The following is a 17,859-nucleotide window of genomic DNA, read 5'->3' on the forward strand; positions in this document are numbered from 1 at the left end:
CGGCCATGACCGATCATGCCCGGGCAGCAGCGGCGCTGCTCCGCGACAGCGGCCAGTTCAAGTGGTACGTGATTCCGCTCCTGCTGGTCGTCATCTACGTCTACGCGACCGAGGTGGAACGCCGGAACTGGAATGTGTTCTTCGCCGGCCTGGCGTTGTGGGGCATGGACTGGTTCAACGAGATCTGGAATTCGCTGGTCTTCCACGCCACCGGGCGCGCGCCGGTGTGGGGCACCAGCGGCCCGACGGCCTATCAGATCCTGATCGGGCTGAATATCGAGATCTGTTTCATGTTCGCCATCATGGGAGTGGCGGCGGCGAAAATGCTGCCGCCCAGGGAAACTCGAATTCTCGGATTGCCCAACCGGCCCGTGCTGATCGCCGTGAATTCGGCCGCCGCGGTCGGGGTGGAGGTGCTGCTGAACAAGGCAGGCGTACTCACCTGGGACTGGTCCTGGTGGCACGCCGGTGTCCCGTACCTGATCTGGCTGCTCGGCTATGTGCCGTTCTTCATCGCCTGTTTCTGGGTGTACGACCTGCCGTCGGTGCGGTCGAAAGCCCTTGCCGTGGGCGCGATCCTGGGAATCGACGCCCTCGGCCTGATCGTCTTCGGCGCGCTCGGCTGGTTGTGAACGCTCAGAATTCCGCGTGGTCCTCGGGCTCGATGACGCGGAATTCCGTTTCCACGGGCGACATTTCATTGAGCCGGCCGAAATAGATGCCCTGCGCCTCGGGCACGATGATCCCGTAGTGGATGGGGAAGGCGAAACGCGGGTTCACCGCGCGCAGGTAGTCCACCGTCTCGTGGATCTTCATCCACGGCGCGACGGCCGGAATCGCGAGGACGCCGACGGGGGTCGACGGCACCCACAGGGAATCGCCCGGGTGCACGAGCTGCGAGGGGTCGTCGGGGGTGCCGAGCTGGAAGACGGTGTTGTCGATGACCGGGATCTCCGGGTGGATGACCGCGTGCCGGCCACCGCCGCCGGTGATCTGCACGTTGCCGACCTTCAGTACCTCGCCCGCGTGCACGGCCTCCCACGGTTCGCCGCGCATCAGGGCCGTCTGCGGATCCGACAGCAGCCGGGCCTGCGGATTCGCGTCGATGAGCGCCTCGATGCGGTTCGGGCAGATGTGATCGGGATGCTGATGCGTCACCGCGATGGCGTCGAGCCCGGTGATGCCCTCGAAACCGTGGGAGAAATTACCCGGATCGAACAGGATCCTGGTGCCGTCCTTCTCCACGAGAATGCATGAGTGTCCGAAATGGGCTATGCGCATATGGCTACGGTAGTCCGGGAGGGGTGTGGCACGCGCCACGAACGGCCCGACCCGGCAGCGGGTCCGCGGGCCGGTCCAACTACTCTGATCTGCGAAACCCCCGCTCGGTACGTACGTAAGTCCGGGCGCCGCCCCACCAGTTGAGGAGCAACGCGTGGCACGTGTCGTGGTCGAGGTGATGCCGAAGGCCGAAATCCTGGATCCGCAGGGTCAAGCCATTGTCGGCGCGCTGGGGCGCCTGGGACACCCGGGAATCTCGGATGTGCGGCAGGGCAAGCGATTCGAGCTCGACGTCGACGACAGCGTGAGCGACGCCGACCTCGCGCAGATCGCCGAATCGCTGCTGGCCAATATCGTGATCGAGGAATGGAAGGTCGTCCGGCTGTGACCGCGCGCATCGGAGTCATCACCTTCCCGGGCACCCTCGACGATGTCGATGCCGCCCGCGCGGTGCGGCTGTCCGGCGCCGAGGCGGTCGCACTCTGGCACGCCGATCACGACCTGAAGCAGGTCGACGCGGTCGTGGTGCCCGGTGGCTTCTCCTACGGCGACTACCTGCGGGCCGGCGCCATCGCCAGCATGGCGCCCGTCATGACCGAGGTCATCCGGGCCGCCGAGCAGGGCCTGCCGATCCTGGGTATCTGCAACGGCTTCCAGATCCTGTGCGAGGCCGGGCTGCTGCCGGGCGCGCTCACCCGCAACGAGGGGCTGCACTTCGTCTGCCGCGATCAGTGGCTGACCGTCGAGCAGACCGACACCGCGTGGACCTCCCGCTACGAGCCGGGCGCGCAGATCCTCGTCCCGGTCAAGAACGCCGAGGGTCGCTTCCAGGCTTCGCAGGAAGTGCTCGACGAGCTCGAGGGCGAGAACCGTGTGGTCTTCCGCTACACCGGCGGCAACCCCAACGGCTCGCAGCGCGATATCGCGGGCATCACCTCGGCCAACCGCCGGGTGGTCGGCCTGATGCCGCATCCCGAGCACGCCACCGAGGCGCTCACCGGACCGAGCGACGACGGACTGGGACTGTTCCTGTCCGTGCTGGATTCGCTGGTTTCGGCTTGACTATGGGGGCTCCGGGGGCATAGCCCCCGCCTGCTTCCCGAATCAGCAGATTCGGTCGAGCACCTCGAACTTCACCCCGTCGGCGCGTGCGATGTAACCGGGTAACACCACCTGGTGACCATCGAAACCCACGCTGCCCGACGGGGTTTCGAGTTTCTGGCCGTCCGATACCGCGGCGTGGAAGCTCTTGACCTCCATCGATCCCGCGGCCTGGGCCATGGCTCGTAGCGTGTGCACGGCCTCGTACTCGGTATTGCTGAAGTTGGTCAGCGCGGGGGCGAACTCGCCGTGCATCTTGCGGTAGCGATCGAGGCGGTCGTGTCCTTCTGCGCCCTCCACAAAGAAACTGGACGGTACATACAAATTGCGGTTGGCCGGCGCTCCGCCCGCGAGCAGAACATTGTCGTCGACCGCGGGGCTGATCCGGAGCTGTTTGTAATCCCGTCCGATTTGGGCGAATTTTTTATTGAAACGCGCAACATCGGCCCCCACGAGAAGAACGATCACGCCGTCCACGTGATCCAGCCGAGGGTCCGCCAGAAAATCCTCGAAATCGGTACTTCCGAGTGGAACAAATTGCTCTAAAGGGACAAAACGGTCAAGTTGGGCAGCGCCTCGCTCACCCAGTTCCGCGCGCACCGCATCGGCTGTACGCCGCGGCCACACATAGTCGTTGCCGATGATCGCCCACCGCCGCGCCCCCAATTCTCTTCGCAGCCAGCGCAAGGCGGGCAGAATCTGATGCGCCGGATCGGAACCGACCATGAACAGCCCCGGCGGCGGATCCTGCACGCCCTCATTGTCCGTCGCGAACAGGTACGGAACCCGCCCCGAGGTCACCTGCGCCACCGCGCCGCGCACCCGCGAGGTGTGCCAGCCGGTGATCGCGTGCACCATGCCGGTGGCCAGCAGCGCCGAAACCTCCAGCGCCACTTCGCCGGGTTCCCGGCCGCCGTCGATGTGGGTCGCGCGCAATTCGCGCCCGAGAATTCCTGTCCCACTGTTGATTTCTTCCACTGCCAGAGAAATGGCCGCCTCACAGGAAGGGGCGAAGATACCTCCCGGTCCCTGCTGCGGGACTATGTTCAGGATCTCTATACAGTTTTCGGGATTCCCGCCGAACGGGGACATCGGTTACCCTTCCCCTCGATCGATCGATTTTTTTTGTGAACGGGCGGGAAAATATGGCGACAATTCTAGGTGGTGTTTCCACCTTGCATGGAGCGCTGCGAGCGGCCGAACGTAGTTGGCTTCGTCACCTGGACGCCGCACTGTGCGCCAGGAGACTGACCGCTGACCAGTGGTCCATGCTCACGAATCTATCGGCGGATACGGGCATCACCATGAGCGAATTGGCCGCGCGTTCCCAGCTTGCTCCTTCCTCGGCCACCCGGCACGCCGACCATCTCGCCGAGCGCGGCCTGATCTTCCGCGTCGCCGCCTCCGACGACCGCCGCCGAATTCTCATCGGCCTCAGCCGCCGCGGCGTGGAACTCGTGGAAGAGGTCCGCGCCGAAGAGGTTCGCGCCGAAGCCGAACTCCGCCGCCGCCTGGGCGGCGACGACTACCTGGAACTCGTCCGCCTCCTGGAACGCGTTACCGAAGCGCCCCAACCCGACTGAAACGGTCACCCCTGATCAGGGGAAACTGAACCGGACATGCTTAGGATTCAAGGCATGCCAGTTGCCGAGACGACCGCGACCGCTGCCGGACTGTGTGAATTCATCGACGCGTCCCCGTCCCCGTTCCATGTGTGCCGGACGGTGGCCGCGGAACTGGATGATCACGGCTTCACCAGGCTCTCCGAATCAGCGCCGTGGCCGTCGAGCAGCGCCGGACGTTATTACGTGGTGCGCGGCGGCTCGCTGGTCGCCTGGGCGGACGGCGGGCCCGGTGCGCCAACCGGATTCCGCACCGGGCAGGCCACCCCCTTCCGGGTGGTCGGCGCCCACACCGACAGTCCCAATCTGCGGGTGAAGCAGCATCCCGATATGGCCGTGGCCGGCTGGCAGATGGTCGGGCTGGAGCCTTACGGCGGCGCCTGGCTGAACTCGTGGCTGGACCGCGATCTCGGCATCTCCGGCCGCATCTCGGTGCGTGACGGAAACGTGCTGCGCGAGCGGCTGATTCGCATCGACGAACCGATCCTGCGGGTGCCGCAGCTGGCCATCCACCTGTCCGAGGACCGCCGCGGCGTCACCCTGGACCCGCAGCGGCATGTGAACGCGGTGTGGGGGATCGGCGGGGAGCCGCGTTCGTTCCTGGCCTTCCTCGCGGAACGGTCCGGCATCGAACCGAGCGCCGTGCTCGGCTGGGAGCTCATGACCCACGATCTGGTGCCGTCCAAGCTGATCGGCCGCGACCTGGATCTGGTGAGCGCGCCCCGCCTCGACAATCAGGGCACCTGTTATTCGGGCCTGCGCGCCTTCCTGGCAGCCGTCAACGAGCCCGGCGCGGCCGTACCCGTTTTCGCCATGTTCGATCACGAGGAGGTCGGCTCGCAGTCCGACCGCGGCGCCCAATCCGAATTGCTCCCCACGGTTCTGGAGCGCATCGTCCTCACCCGCGGCGGCGGTCGCGCCGAATACCTGGCCGCCCTGGCCGGTTCGGTCTGTGCCTCCGGCGATATGGCCCACGCCACCCACCCGAACTACCCCGACCGCCACGAGCCGATGCACCGCATCGAGGTGAACGGCGGCCCGGTGCTGAAGGTCAACCAGAATCTGCGCTACGCGACGGACGCAACCGGCGCAGGCGCTTTCGCGCTCGCCTGCGCGCAGGCGGATGTTCCGTTGCAGCGCTACGTCCACCGCGCCGATCTGCCCTGTGGTTCCACCATCGGCCCGATGACCGCGGCCCGCACCGGCATGCCGACGGTCGACGTGGGCGCCGCGCAGCTGGCCATGCACTCGGCCCGCGAAATGATGGGCGCCGCAGACATTCCCGCCTACGCGGCGGCGCTCGCGGCCTTCCTCACGCCCGAACCGGCCAGGTAAGAAGACCGAAAGAAGGGGTTGGGGCTGCTCGGCCCCAACCCCTTCTCTTCGTTCCGAAAGCGCCCTACGCCTCGAGGGCGGCAGCCTTCTTCGCGTCCGGGATCGGACGGTAGGTCAGCACCGCCACGATGAAGATCACCAGCGTGAACACCACGTAGCTGCTGCCGATGATCTGTTCCCACCAGGCCCAGCGGAGTTCGCGATCCCCATCGTGCGGCAGCAGCCACTGCGGGCCGATGGCGAACATGGCGATGGCCAGTCCGGTCGCCCCGAGGAACAGCGGGCTGCGATGCCCGCGGGCAATGGCGTCGGCGGCCACGATCAGGGCCGGCGCGATCCACACCCAGTGGTGCGACCAGGAGACCGGCGAAATCAGCAGCACCGTAGCCGCATTCACCATCAGCGCCGCCACGTTCGCGCCGACCGAGAACAGCCGGTTCATCCACACCGCGGCCAGCGCGATGGCCAGCGCGGACAGCAGCACCCAGATCATGGTCGCCGCCGAATCCGAGACACCCAGGCGGAAGGCGAAACCCTTAAGCGACTGATTGCCCGCGAAATACGGCGGCCCGATACGCCCGGTATCGGACAGCGTGTGGAACCAGTACTGCACCGAATCATGCGGGAACAGAATGAATCCCACGCCGATCGCGCCGATGCTGCCCAGGATCAGCCCGGCCGCACCCTTCCAATCCCGGCGCAGCACGAAGTAGAGCAGATACCCGGCGGGCGTCAGCTTCACCGAGACCGCGATGCCGATGAGCACGCCGCGCGGCCAGAAGGGCTTGCGCACCAGGCAATCCAGGGCGATCGCCGCCATCAGCACCATATTGATCTGCCCGAACCCGTAGGTCTGGCGGATCGGTTCGGCCAGCTGCAGCACACCCACGCCACCCAGCACCAGGGACAGCCGCACCAGCCGGTCCATGGACGGCCGCAGCCGATCCAGCACCACCCAGAGCGTGATGCCCAGCGAGGCGACCGACGTCGCGAGCACCGCCCATTCGGCCACCGGCAACGACATGATGGCCAGCGGCGCGAAGAACAGGGCGGCCAACGGCGGATACGTGAACGGCAGCCCGAGCCCGTACACCGGCGGCATGGGCCCGTACAGGTCCTTGTTGTCCAGCCACGCCCGCGCGCCGTTCCGATACACCTGTAGATCGATGTATCCGTGCCAGAACTTGGCGGCATAACTGATCCAGGCGGATACCGCGAACAGGACCACCGCTACCAACAGCAGTTGGACCTGTCGCCGAGACAGCCCTCTTGGCATGGTCACGGGCTTCTCACGCTTCTCGGTCGGATCCGCGACCCCGGATCGATCGTTCACCGGGACAGACTAGCTGTTCCGCCTCTCCGTGACTTCAGCGCACAGCAGAGAGCCGTCGGCGGTCGGCAACGCGGCATGCGATCGGGTGCCGAACCGATTTCGGGGGTGCCCGGTGAGTTACCCCGATCCTCGCGAAATCAGTTGTCGCCTCGGCATCGGTGTGCTGCCGCACACAGTCGCAGGTCGGCGAAGCGGCAGATCCGGGGGCAATTAGACTCGCCTCGTATCTCGCCGACATCCAGCAACGCGGGCATTCGCTTCCGACCTGCCCGGCCGAAAGGACTCTGGTATTCCCGTGACCAGCCACGTCGATACCGTCAGCAACGCCGCGGCCACCCCGGACAGCGCGCAGCCCTACAAGGAGCTCGGCCTCAAAGACGACGAGTACGCCCGCATCAAGGAGATCCTGGGCCGCCGGCCCACGGATGCCGAGCTGGCCATGTACTCGGTGATGTGGTCGGAGCACTGCTCCTACAAGTCGTCGAAGGTGCACCTGCGCTACTTCGGTGAGACCACCACCGAGGAGATGCGCAAGTCGATGCTCGCGGGCATCGGCGAGAACGCGGGCGTGGTGGATATCGGCGACGGCTGGGCGGTCACCTTCAAGGTGGAATCGCACAATCACCCCTCGTATGTGGAGCCGTATCAGGGTGCGGCCACCGGTGTCGGCGGCATCGTGCGCGACATCATGGCCATGGGCGCCCGCCCGATCGCGGTCATGGATCAGTTGCGGTTCGGCGCGGCCGAGCACCCGGACACCCGGCGTGTGGTCGACGGCGTGGTGCGCGGCGTCGGCGGGTACGGCAACTCGCTGGGCCTGCCGAATGTCGGCGGCGAGACCGTGTTCGACCCGTCCTACCAAGGCAATCCGCTGGTGAACGCGCTGTGCGCGGGCGTCATGCGGGTGGAGGACCTGCACCTGGCGTTCGCGTCCGGCGAGGGCAACAAGATCATTCTGTTCGGCGCGCGCACCGGCCTCGACGGCATCGGCGGCGTCTCCGTGCTCGCCTCGGACACCTTCTCCGGTGACGAATCCGGCACCGGCCGCAAGAAGCTCCCCAGCGTCCAGGTGGGCGACCCGTTCGCCGAGAAGGTGCTCATCGAGTGCTGTCTCGAGCTGTACCACGCCGACCTCGTGGTGGGCATCCAGGACCTCGGCGGTGCCGGACTCTCCTGCGCCACTTCCGAACTCGCCGCGGCCGGCGACGGCGGCATGCACATCGACCTGGACCAGGTGCCGCTGCGCGCCGCCAATATGACGCCCGCCGAGATCCTTTCGAGCGAGTCGCAGGAACGCATGTGCGCGGTCGTCACCCCCGAGAACGTGGACGCCTTCATGGCCGTCTGCCAGAAGTGGGATGTCACCGCCACCGTCATCGGCGAGGTCACCGACGGCGAGCGCCTCATCATCACCTGGCACGGCGAGACCGTGGTGGACGTGCCGCCGCGCACCGTCGCCCACCAGGGTCCCGTGTACGAGCGCCCGGTCGAGCGGCCCGCGGATCAGGATGCGCTGAACGCGGATTCGGCCGCCCGCCTGAACCGCCCGCAGACCGCCGACGAACTGCGCGCCACCCTGCTGAAGCTGCTCGCCAGCCCGCAGCTGTGCTCGCGCAAGTGGATCACCGAGCAGTACGACCGCTACGTGCGCGGCAATACCGTGCTCGCCGAGCATGCCGACGCGGGCCTCATCCGCATCGACGAGCAGACCGGCCGCGGCATCGCGCTCGCCACCGACGCCTCCGGCCGCTACACCAAGCTGGATCCGTACACCGGTGCGCAGCTCGCGCTCGCCGAAGCCTTCCGCAACGTGGCCGTCACCGGCGCCACCCCGAAGGCCGTCACCAACTGCCTGAACTTCGGTTCGCCGGAGGATCCGGGCGTCATGTGGCAGTTCCAGCAGGCCGTGCGCGGTCTCGCGGACGGCTGTGTGGCACTGGGCATTCCGGTCACCGGAGGCAATGTGTCCTTCTACAACCAGACCGGTCAGACCGCCATCCTGCCCACCCCGGTGGTCGGCGTGCTCGGCGTCATCGACGATGTGCACCGCCGCATCCCGACCGGACTGGGCACCGAGCCGGGCGAATCGCTCATCCTGCTCGGCGACACCCGCGACGAATTCGACGGCTCCATCTGGGCGCAGGTCGAGCACGATCACCTCGGCGGCCTGCCCCCGAAGGTGGATCTGGCTCGCGAGCAGCTGCTTTCGGACGTCCTCACCTCGGGTTCGCGCGACGGCATGATCTCCGCCGCGCACGACCTCTCCGAGGGCGGCCTCATCCAGACCGTCGTGGAGGCCGCGCTGGCCGGCGAAACCGGTTGCCGCCTCGTCGTTCCCGAGGGCGCCGACCCGTTCGTCACCCTCTTCTCCGAATCCGCCGGCCGCGTCCTGGTGGCCGTGCCGCGCTCGGAGGAGACCCGCTTCACCAAGATGTGCGAGGCCCGGCAGCTGCCGTGGGCGCGCATCGGCGTGGTCGACGAGGGCTCCGACTCGCTCGAGGTGCAGGGCCAGTTCACCATCACCCTGGACGAACTCCGCGCCGCCCACGAAGGCACCCTCCCCGCCCTGTTCGGCAACTCGGACCACTGAGGCCCGGCCCTCGAAGCCGAAAAGGAAGGCCCCCGCCGCCGATAGCAGCGGGGGCCTTCCCTCGAGTCGAGTCATGCTTTGAACGGATCGTGCTCGGCGATCAGCTTTTCCAGGCGGGCCTCGTCGATGCGGTGATTCACCCGCGACGACTCGTGCTGGTCCCGAATCACTTTCGCGAGGGTGAAGCAGCTGCTCACCAGGAACAGCATGCTCATCAAGAGGAAGCCGCGCTGCCACATGTCGAGCGGCAGCCGCACGATGCCGAAACAGATTGCCGCGAAACTGATTCCGAATGCGATCATGGCCTGCACCAGAAAAGCCGTGGTGCTCTTGGTCTCTGTGCTGGGAGTGCTCATGGCAGCTGATTCTGGCGGCCGGCACGGCCGGTGAACCGGGTACTATTACTCGAGCAGTGCGCGTAGATATAGCGCGACACGCCGGGCAATGGCGTCTTTCACGCGGGGCGCTGCCCCGTGTTCCGGTTGCCGCCCTCCATACTTGACGGGTGCTGGACCCCGCCCATGCCCTGACACGGCTGCGTTTACGCGGCCGGGTCTTCTTCCGGCATGGCTGGGGCAGGCGGATCGCCGTGCTCGCGCGGCGGGTCGAGGACATCATCGACCTCAATCACACCGGGCTCGTGGTGGCGACCGTGTTCTTCGCCTGGTCCGTCACACCGTCGCTGGTGCCGCGCGACTGGCTGTTCCAAGGTCTGATCTCCGGGCTCAATGCGGCCGTCGGCTACGGCGTGGGCTGTGTACTGCAGTGGTTGTTCCGCATGTGGATTCGGCCGCGCATCAAGCTGGAGACACCGCCCGAATGGGTGCGGTACGCGGTGAAGGTCGCCGTGGTCGTGCTGTGCGCGCTGGCGGCCGCCTACATGCTGGTCATGTCCGCGGACTGGCAGCGGGAGATCACCGGGCTGATGGGCATGGAAGGCACCACGCGTGCCGCCTATCTGCGCACGGGGGCACTGAGTTTCGCGGTCGGCGCGCTGGTGGTGGCCGTGTACCGGACCGTGCGGGAACTGGTGCGGTTCATCGCCCGGCTGCTCAGCCGGTGGGTGCGGGTGCCGCCCGCGTTCGCGCCGGCGCTCGGTGCGCTGGTGCTGACCGTGCTGGTGGTGACGGTCTTCAACGGCGTCGCGACGCGCGCCTTCTTCGCGGTCGCCAACTCCGCGTTCAGCGTCCGCAATGACAAGGTCACCCAGTACGCGGTGCAGCCGGCGAGACCCGAACGTTCCGGCAGCCCGGCCTCACTCGCGAAATGGGACACGCTCGGGTCCGAGGGGCGCTGGTTCGTCTCGCACGGCCCCGACCCCATGCTGATCAGCGCCGTCACGGGAAAGCCTGCACTGGAACCGATCCGGGTGTACGTCGGCCTGCAGTCGGCGAGCAAGGACACCACCGAGGAGGACCTGGCGGTCGCGGAACTGGAGCGCACCAAGGCCTTCGACCGCAAGGTGCTGGTGCTGGTCACCACCACCGGCACCGGCTGGGTGAACTCCATGAGCGCCGCCGCACTGGAGTACATGTACGGCGGCGACACCGCCATCGTGGCCTCGCAGTACTCGTATCTGCCCAGTGTGCTGTCCTTTCTCGCGGACCGGCAGAAGGTGGCGGAGAACGGGCGCAAGATGTTCGACGCCGTGTACGAGCACTGGTCGCGACTGCCGGCCGATCATCGGCCGAAACTGCTGGTGTACGGCGAGAGTCTCGGGTCGCAGGGCTCCGAGGCCGCCTTCGACGGGCTGGCCGACCTGCGCTCCAAGGTGGACGGCGCGCTGTGGGTGGGCCCGCCCAACTCGAATCGCCTGTGGCGGCAGTTCGTCGAACGCCGCGATCCCGGCACCCGCGAGGTGGATCCCATCTATGCCGACGGCCTGGTGGTCCGATTCGCCCGCACCGCAGCCGATCTGGAGAAACCCTCCCCGGACTGGCGCAAACCCCGCATCGCCTACCTCATGCATCCGTCCGACCCCATCATCTGGTGGTCGCCGGATCTCATCACCTCGCAACCGGATTGGCTCGGCGAACCCCGCGGCGCCGACGTCTCCCCGCAGATGCGCTGGTGGCCCTTCGTCACCTTCTGGCAGGTGGCCGCCGACCTCACCAATGCCCAGGGCGTCTCCGACGGTCACGGCCACAACTACGGCTCCCTGGTGCTGGACGGCTGGGCCGCCATCGCCGCGCCCCCCGACTTCACCCCCGAACTCCGCGAAAAGATCCGCGTGCAAATCGAACTCGCCGAGTACTACGAGCGAGCGGTCAAATAACGATGCCCGGGCTGTCCCGCACCGTGCAAGCGGCTGCCGCCGCGGCTTTGCCATTGCTGTGGGCCAACCGCGTCCTGCCTGCCCTGCGTCTCGATATCCGTGGCCGCTCCGCCGCCAACATCACCTTCGCCACGGCCTACGCCGCCGTCTTCCACGGCACCCCGAATTGGCGCTCCGTCCAAGGCTTCCGAGTCGGTCTGCTGACGGCCGCCGTGGTGACCGCCGGCTACGCGTCGGCCCTGACCGTCCCGGCCACCCGCCGCCACTTCGCCGACCTGGCCGACCGCGGCCCGGATGTCTCGACGGCCGAATGGGCGGCCCTGCACATCCCGGTGGGCACCGTCTACAGCGAGGAGCTCATCTACCGAGCCACCCTCACCCCTTTGCTGGAGGATGCCCTCGGCCGCCCCGGAACCTGGCTCGGCGCACTGTCTTTCGGCTTGACCCACATCCAGCCCGCCCGCGCTGCCGGTGATCCCGTCCCCGGCACCGTGGCCGTCACCACTGCCGCGGGCTATCTCTTCGACCGCCTCCGCTGCCACACGGGCAGTGCCACCGCCCCGGCCCTGCTGCACCTGGCCCTCAATGCGGGCGGCGCGCTCACGCCGAGACTGGCCCGCCGCCTCACCGGCGAGCGGACAGCCGCAGAATGACCGTCGCGATCAGCGCCGGCACGTGCGCGTAGAGCAGCACATCGAGCAGTAGTCCCCACGGCGGCACCGAAACATTGCGCACGGCCGCATCATTGCCGGTCGGGATCATTGCCGGTCGGGTGAGAAGCGTTCGGCGTCGGTGGGCGGCGGTAACCTCACGATATGGCGCGACGAGGTGCGGTGGATCCGGCGGCGATGCGGGCGGCGGTGGACGCGGTGGGGGAGTGGTTGCGGGACGAGTCCGCGCCCGCGCCCTCGCGTACCGAGCTCGCCGCCGCGGTGCGCGGGACCGCGCGGGCGCTCGCCGCGGATGCGCCGGGGGCCTCGGTGGAGGTGCGGGTGCCGCCGTTCGTGGCGGTGCAGTGCATCGAGGGACCCCGGCATACGCGGGGGACGCCGCCCAATGTGGTCGAAACCGATGCCCGGACTTGGCTGTTGCTCGCGACCGGGCTGCTCACCTTCGACGAGGCACTGGCCGCTGCGCGGCTGACGGCCTCGGGGACACGGGCGCCCGAGGTCGCGCACTGGCTACCGGTCGCGCAGCTATGACTCCTCAGGGCTCCGGTGGCGGCCCGATCCCGGAGCAGGCCCGGATTCCTGAGGCAGCGTGGATTCCTTGGTAGGCCCGGTTTTCTGGGTCGGCGCGGATTCCTGAGCCGGCCCGGGTTCCTCGGGCGGCGTGGATTCCTGACCTGCTGCGGACTGCTGGTCCGGGGTGGCCGGAACGGTTGCCCTGGCTTGGATGGGCTTGCGTTCCAGGCCTTTCCGGTCGTAGAAGCGGGTGATGAAGAGGCCGAAGACCAGGCCGACGGCCAGACCGAGCACGGACATCCAGATGCCGCGGGAGAGGCCCGCCTGGGCGCTGCCGTCGAAGTAGAGGATGGAGCGGGTGCCGAGGAAGACCTGGTGCATGGGCTCGAACTTGGCGAGCCAGCCGAAGTACTTGGGGGTGGCCTCGATGGGGACGGTGCCGCCGGAGGAGGGGAGGCCGAGGATCACGAAGAAGATGAGGTTCACGATCAAGCCCGCCGTGCCGACGGCGGCCAGCACCGCGGTGCAGGTGACGCCGACCGCGGTCATCACGAGGACGCTGTAGAGAAAGAGGAGTAGCGGACGGTCGATCGGCATGCCGAGGCCGGCGCCGATGCCTTCCAAGGCGGCCGAGGCGCAGACGGCCAGGGCCACCACCGCCGACCACTTGATCATCAGCGTCTTGAAGCGGGAGATCGACGCGCGCGGGTAGTGCACGTACCAGGGACCCCACTCGGTGGGCAGGAAGCCCAGCGCCGAATCGATCAGCTGGTGGATGATCATCGCCCCGACCATGCCGATCAGCAGCAGCATGAGGCTGTAGAAGAAGGCCGTGAGTCCTTCGCCCGATCCGCCGGGCAGCGGCTGGAATTCGCTCACCACGATATCGAGGGGTTGCGCCAGCACCAGCCGGGTGGCGGCCGAGAGTTCGGTGGGCGGCGCGCCCGGCGGCGGTGTGAGCTGTGCCTTCACCGTGTCCGTGAGCTGCTGTCCCACTTGCGCATTGACCTGGGTGAGAGCTTCGTCACCGAACTTCGTCACGATGGCGGTGGCGAACGCGCCGGTGCGCGGATTGGTCTGCAGGGTGATGACCGGCTTGCTGATATTGCCGGGCACGACGCTGCCGACCCCGAGAATGCCGAGCCGTTTGGAGAAGTCGCTCGGAATGATGATGGTGGCGTACACCTGCGCGGACTGCATCTGCAACTGGGACTCGTTGATGCCGAGCACCCGCAGATCGATCTTGTCCGACGGCACGGCTTTCTGGAGCCCCGCCGAGACCTGATCGCCGAAGTTCACATGCTTGGCCGGTTGCCCCGGCTGGGAGAGGTCGTCACCCACATCCTGGTTGACCAGCGCGATCGGGAAGTTGTGCAGATTCTTCTCCGGATCGACCACGTAGTCGAGGTACATGACGCCGAGCAGCGAGCCCAGCAAGGTCATGACGATTACCGGAAAAGCCCACCTGACGAGGCTCAGATGCCGGCGTGGAGTCGATTCCGTAGTGTCCGTGGTCGCCACGGTCGAACGCTAACAGCAAACGGTCTGCCAACAGGCATATCCCAACGGTGGGTTGCGTCGTGGTTACCCGTAGACTGGGCTGCGCCCCCCGCCCGCCGAACAGGGAGCAAACGGTGACTCTCCCCTCCGCCGCCACCACCCCCGACCACGACGAGAACGAACCGCGCGAAGAGTGCGGCGTGTTCGGTGTCTGGGCGCCGGGCGAGGATGTGGCCAAGCTCACGTATTACGGACTCTACGCATTGCAGCATCGCGGGCAGGAGGCGGCGGGTATCGCGGTCGCCGATGGCTCCCAGGTGCTGGTTTTCAAGGATCTGGGGCTGGTGTCCCAGGTCTTCGACGAACAGACCCTGGCCGCCATGCCGGGCCATGTCGCCGTCGGCCACTGTCGTTACTCCACCACGGGTTCCACGACCTGGGAGAACGCGCAGCCGATCTTCCGCACCACCGCGGTGGGTACCGGACTCGCGCTGGGACACAACGGAAATCTGGTCAATACCGCCGAACTATCCACGCGGGCACGCGATCTCGGACTGGTGACCGGGCGGCTCGCCGGGTCCATGGCCGCCACCTCCGATTCGGATGTGATCACCGCGCTGCTCGCGCACGCCGCCGCCGACAAGAGCATCGAGCAGGCCGCCATGGAGCTGCTGCCCACGCTGCGCGGCGCCTTCTGCCTCACCTTCATGGACGAGCACACGCTCTATGCCGCGCGGGATCCGCACGGCGTGCGCCCGCTCTGCCTGGGCCGGTTGGATCGCGGCTGGGTGGTTGCCAGCGAGACCGCGGCCCTCGACATCGTGGGCGCCTCCTTCGTCCGTGAGATCGAGCCGGGCGAACTGCTGGCCATCGACGCGGACGGTGTCCGGTCGTTGCGTTTCGCCAGCCCGGAACCCAAGGGCTGCGTCTTCGAATACGTCTACCTGGCCCGGCCCGACTCCACCATCTCCGGCCGTTCGGTGCACGCCACCCGGGTGGACATCGGCCGGCGGCTGGCCGCCGAGCATCCTGTCGAGGGTGACCTGGTCATTCCGGTGCCGGAGTCCGGTACCCCCGCGGCCGTCGGTTACGCGCAGGGTTCGGGTGTCCCGTACGGGCAGGGCCTGATGAAGAACGCCTATGTGGGCCGTACCTTCATCCAGCCCAGCCAGACCATCCGCCAGCTCGGAATCCGGTTGAAGCTCAACCCGCTCCGCGAGGTCATCCGTGGTAAGCGGCTCATCGTGGTGGACGATTCCATCGTGCGTGGCAATACCCAGCGTGCCCTGATCCGCATGCTGCGGGAGGCGGGCGCCCTGGAGATCCACGTCCGGATCGCTTCCCCGGCGGTCAAGTGGCCGTGCTTCTACGGCATCGACTTCGCCTCGCGCGCAGAGCTGATCGCCAATGGCGCGGGCCCCGAAGGCATCGACTCCGGCAGTCTCGAGGACATGGTGGAGGGCGTGCGCCGTTCCATCGGCGCGGACACCCTCGGCTATATCTCCTTGGAGGGCATGGTCGCCGCCACCGAGCAGCCGCGGTCGCGGCTGTGCTGTGCCTGCTTCGACGGCAAGTACCCGATCGCCCTCCCGCAGGAGGCGGCCATCGGCAAGAACCTGTTGGAAGGCATGCTCTCCGGTGCGACGGAGACGGCGCTGCTGGCCGACAACGCGAATGCGAGCGCACTGAGCCGCCCGTAGCGGGTGGAAAAATTTCAGAGCAACAGGACATAGCGCCCCGCCGACCGGAAGGTCGGCGGGGCGCAATCGTTGTACGACCGAAAAATTTCGGTCGCTATAGACCGAAAAGTAATTTGTTTGTTCGGAAAGGCAACATACCGGTTATAACCGGTCGATACTGTGCCCAGCCAGAAGATGTCCACTGCAGCGCGGCGGGACCGTAACCCGGTTTGCCGCGCCGGGTTTCGAGAGCAGGGCTATGCATGCGCGTTAAAGATGTTGCGGCAGTGGGATGTGCGGGGCTCGCAGTCCTCGCCATCGCCGGCTGCGGAGCGGGCCGGACCGGAGGCGGAAGCGGAGGAGCGGGCCTGGTCGTGGGCACCACCGACAAGGTCACCTCACTCGACCCGGCCAAGGCCTACGACAACGGGTCCCTGCTGGCCGAGACCCAGGTCTACCAGTTCCTGCTGAATTTCCCGCCGGGACAGGCGACCCCGCAGCCGGACGCTGCCGACAAGTGCGGGTACAGCGCGCCCACCGTCTACACCTGCACCCTCAAGCCCGGTCTGAAGTTCGCCAACGGCGACCCGCTCACCGCGAAGAGCGTGAAGTTCTCCTTCGACCGGATGGTGAAGATCAACGACCCGCAGGGGCCCGCGGCCCTGCTGGCCAATCTCGACCACACCGACGCACCGGACGACAAGACCGTCGACTTCACGTTGAAGAAGGCCAACGACCAGACCTTCGCGGCCATTCTGCCCACCCAGGCCTCGGCCATCGTGGACGAGAAGGTGTTCCCCGCCGACGCCATCCTCGACGACGACGCCATCGTGAAGGCCAAACCCTTCTCGGGCCCGTACACGATCAGCAGCTACGACAAGAACAAACTGGTCGAATACCAGTCGAACCCCGGCTACAACGGCCTGTTCGGCAAGCCGCAGAACGACGCCGTCACCGTCAAGTACTACGGCGAGGCCGCCAACCTGAAACTGGATGTGCAGCAGGGCAATATCGATGTCGCCTGGCACACCCTGGCGCCCACCGATATCGACTCCCTCCGCGGCAGCGACAAGGTGACGGTGCATCAGTCGCCCGGCGGCGATACCCGCTACCTGGTGTTCAACCTGAACACCATGCCCGGCGGCAATCCCGCGCAGAAGCTGGCGGTCCGCAAGGCCGTCGCCGTCTCCGTGGACCGCGACGCGCTGGCCAAGGACGTCTGGAAGGGCACCTGGACCCCGCTGTACTCGCCGGTGCCGCAAGGCCTCCCGGGCGCGACCCAGCCCTTCAAGGACATCTACGGCGCCAAGCCGGACAAGGCCGCCGCCACCAAACTCCTCGCCGACGCCGGCGTCACCGCACCCGTCGAACTGAACATCCAATACAACACCGACCACTACGGCCAGACCAGCTCCGAGGAGTACGCGGCCATCAAGAGCCAGCTGGAGGCCACCGGCCTGTTCAAGGTGAATCTGCAATCCACCGAATGGGTTTCGTACCAGAAGGCGCGCTCCACCGACGGCTACCCGGTCTTCCAGTTCGGCTGGTTCCCGGACTACCCGGACGCCGACGACTACCTCACTCCGTTCTTCGGGCCGGACAACTTCCTGCGCAACCACTTCAGCGATCCCAAGATCACCGCCGAACTGCAGGCCGAGGTGACCGAACCCGATCCGGCCAAACGCGCCGCGGTGCTCGCCACGCTGCAGCACGACCTGATGGCCGACTACCTGCCCACGGTCCCGCTGCTGACCGGCAATCAGATTGCCGTCGCCGGAAAGAACGTGCAGGGCGTCGACAAGACGCTCGATCCGTCCTCCAAGTTCCGGTTCGGCGTACTGAGCAAGTGAGCCTCCGCTCCGTCCAGCAAAGCTGTGCGGCCCCGCTCTTCATGAGGGGGAGCGGGGCCCACCCCTTCACAGAGATGAGCAGCATGACATCGACTTCGACCAGCCGGGC

The 17,859-nt window shown here is 67.1% G+C and carries 17 protein-coding genes; 11 read left to right on the forward strand and 6 right to left on the reverse strand.

The window, feature by feature from the left end; all coding sequences use genetic code 11:
• Positions 1-5: 5 nt before the first annotated feature.
• Complete coding sequence (locus ACIP5Y_RS35530; protein ID WP_400356760.1) at positions 6-632, forward strand: hypothetical protein; 627 nt, start codon at positions 6-8, stop codon at positions 630-632.
• 4 nt (positions 633-636) lie between these two features.
• Here the strand turns inward: ACIP5Y_RS35530 and ACIP5Y_RS35535 are convergent, their stop codons facing one another.
• Positions 637-1,281, reverse strand: a complete 645-nt coding sequence (locus ACIP5Y_RS35535) for an MBL fold metallo-hydrolase (protein ID WP_400356761.1) — start codon at positions 1,279-1,281, stop codon at positions 637-639.
• A gap of 154 nt (positions 1,282-1,435) precedes the next feature.
• Between ACIP5Y_RS35535 and purS the strand changes: the two genes are divergently transcribed.
• Both purS and purQ read left to right on the forward strand, forming a co-directional pair.
• On the forward strand, positions 1,436-1,669 hold the full coding sequence (gene purS, locus ACIP5Y_RS35540; protein ID WP_400356762.1) for a phosphoribosylformylglycinamidine synthase subunit PurS: 234 nt from the start codon (positions 1,436-1,438) through the stop codon (positions 1,667-1,669).
• Entirely contained in the window at positions 1,666-2,343 is a 678-nt protein-coding gene (purQ, locus tag ACIP5Y_RS35545) for a phosphoribosylformylglycinamidine synthase subunit PurQ (RefSeq protein ID WP_400356763.1), read from the forward strand. Before purS ends, purQ begins: the two co-directional genes overlap by 4 nt.
• Before the next feature lie 42 nt (positions 2,344-2,385).
• Here the strand turns inward: purQ and ACIP5Y_RS35550 are convergent, their stop codons facing one another.
• Positions 2,386-3,474, reverse strand: coding sequence for a substrate-binding domain-containing protein (locus ACIP5Y_RS35550; protein ID WP_400356764.1), 1,089 nt, complete (start codon positions 3,472-3,474; stop codon positions 2,386-2,388).
• Positions 3,475-3,527: 53 nt separating this feature from the next.
• On the opposite strand from ACIP5Y_RS35550, the gene ACIP5Y_RS35555 reads away from it, so the two are divergent.
• Together ACIP5Y_RS35555 and ACIP5Y_RS35560 are read left to right on the forward strand one after the other, a co-directional pair.
• A complete protein-coding gene (locus ACIP5Y_RS35555; protein ID WP_400356765.1) occupies positions 3,528-3,965 on the forward strand; it encodes a MarR family winged helix-turn-helix transcriptional regulator in 438 nt (145 codons plus the stop codon).
• A 54-nt stretch (positions 3,966-4,019) separates the two neighbouring features.
• Positions 4,020-5,339 (forward strand): M18 family aminopeptidase, encoded by a 1,320-nt coding sequence (locus ACIP5Y_RS35560; RefSeq protein ID WP_400356766.1) that lies wholly within the window; start codon positions 4,020-4,022, stop codon positions 5,337-5,339.
• Positions 5,340-5,403: 64 nt separating this feature from the next.
• On the opposite strand, the gene ACIP5Y_RS35565 is transcribed toward ACIP5Y_RS35560, so the two are convergent.
• Positions 5,404-6,672, reverse strand: coding sequence for a glycosyltransferase 87 family protein (locus ACIP5Y_RS35565; protein ID WP_400356767.1), 1,269 nt, complete (start codon positions 6,670-6,672; stop codon positions 5,404-5,406).
• 295 nt (positions 6,673-6,967) lie between these two features.
• Between ACIP5Y_RS35565 and purL the strand changes: the two genes are divergently transcribed.
• Positions 6,968-9,262 (forward strand): phosphoribosylformylglycinamidine synthase subunit PurL, encoded by a 2,295-nt coding sequence (gene purL, locus ACIP5Y_RS35570; protein WP_400356768.1) that lies wholly within the window; start codon positions 6,968-6,970, stop codon positions 9,260-9,262.
• Between the two features lie 71 nt (positions 9,263-9,333).
• Here the strand turns inward: purL and ACIP5Y_RS35575 are convergent, their stop codons facing one another.
• Complete coding sequence (locus tag ACIP5Y_RS35575; protein WP_400356769.1) at positions 9,334-9,618, reverse strand: YiaA/YiaB family inner membrane protein; 285 nt, start codon at positions 9,616-9,618, stop codon at positions 9,334-9,336.
• Between the two features lie 149 nt (positions 9,619-9,767).
• Between ACIP5Y_RS35575 and ACIP5Y_RS35580 the strand changes: the two genes are divergently transcribed.
• Together ACIP5Y_RS35580 and ACIP5Y_RS35585 are read left to right on the forward strand one after the other, a co-directional pair.
• Positions 9,768-11,537, forward strand: a complete 1,770-nt coding sequence (locus ACIP5Y_RS35580) for an alpha/beta hydrolase (protein ID WP_400356770.1) — start codon at positions 9,768-9,770, stop codon at positions 11,535-11,537.
• A 2-nt stretch (positions 11,538-11,539) separates the two neighbouring features.
• A complete protein-coding gene (locus tag ACIP5Y_RS35585) occupies positions 11,540-12,190 on the forward strand; it encodes a type II CAAX prenyl endopeptidase Rce1 family protein (protein ID WP_400356771.1) in 651 nt (216 codons plus the stop codon).
• Here the strand turns inward: ACIP5Y_RS35585 and ACIP5Y_RS35590 are convergent.
• A complete protein-coding gene (locus ACIP5Y_RS35590; RefSeq protein WP_400356772.1) occupies positions 12,162-12,299 on the reverse strand; it encodes a hypothetical protein in 138 nt (45 codons plus the stop codon). The two genes, ACIP5Y_RS35585 and ACIP5Y_RS35590, sit on opposite strands and share 29 nt — an antisense overlap.
• 53 nt (positions 12,300-12,352) lie before the next feature.
• On the opposite strand from ACIP5Y_RS35590, the gene ACIP5Y_RS35595 reads away from it, so the two are divergent.
• Entirely contained in the window at positions 12,353-12,739 is a 387-nt protein-coding gene (locus tag ACIP5Y_RS35595; RefSeq protein ID WP_400356773.1) for a sterol carrier family protein, read from the forward strand.
• Here the strand turns inward: ACIP5Y_RS35595 and ACIP5Y_RS35600 are convergent.
• Positions 12,734-14,242 carry a DUF3533 domain-containing protein gene (locus ACIP5Y_RS35600; RefSeq protein WP_400356774.1) on the reverse strand — a complete coding sequence of 503 codons (1,509 nt, stop codon included), beginning with the start codon at positions 14,240-14,242 and terminating at the stop codon, positions 12,734-12,736. The genes ACIP5Y_RS35595 and ACIP5Y_RS35600 overlap by 6 nt on opposite strands.
• Before the next feature lie 113 nt (positions 14,243-14,355).
• Here ACIP5Y_RS35600 and purF point away from each other — a divergent pair, with 113 nt between their 5' ends.
• Both purF and ACIP5Y_RS35610 read left to right on the forward strand, forming a co-directional pair.
• The gene (gene purF, locus ACIP5Y_RS35605) at positions 14,356-15,921 is read left to right on the forward strand and encodes an amidophosphoribosyltransferase (protein ID WP_400356775.1); all 1,566 of its coding nucleotides are present in this window, start codon (positions 14,356-14,358) and stop codon (positions 15,919-15,921) included.
• 242 nt (positions 15,922-16,163) lie between these two features.
• Positions 16,164-17,750, forward strand: coding sequence for an ABC transporter substrate-binding protein (locus ACIP5Y_RS35610; RefSeq protein WP_400356776.1), 1,587 nt, complete (start codon positions 16,164-16,166; stop codon positions 17,748-17,750).
• The last annotated feature ends 109 nt before the right edge of the window (positions 17,751-17,859 follow it).

The sequence above is a fragment of the Nocardia sp. NPDC088792 genome (genome assembly GCF_044750615.1).
Taxonomy (GTDB): Bacteria; Actinomycetota; Actinomycetes; order Mycobacteriales; family Mycobacteriaceae; genus Nocardia.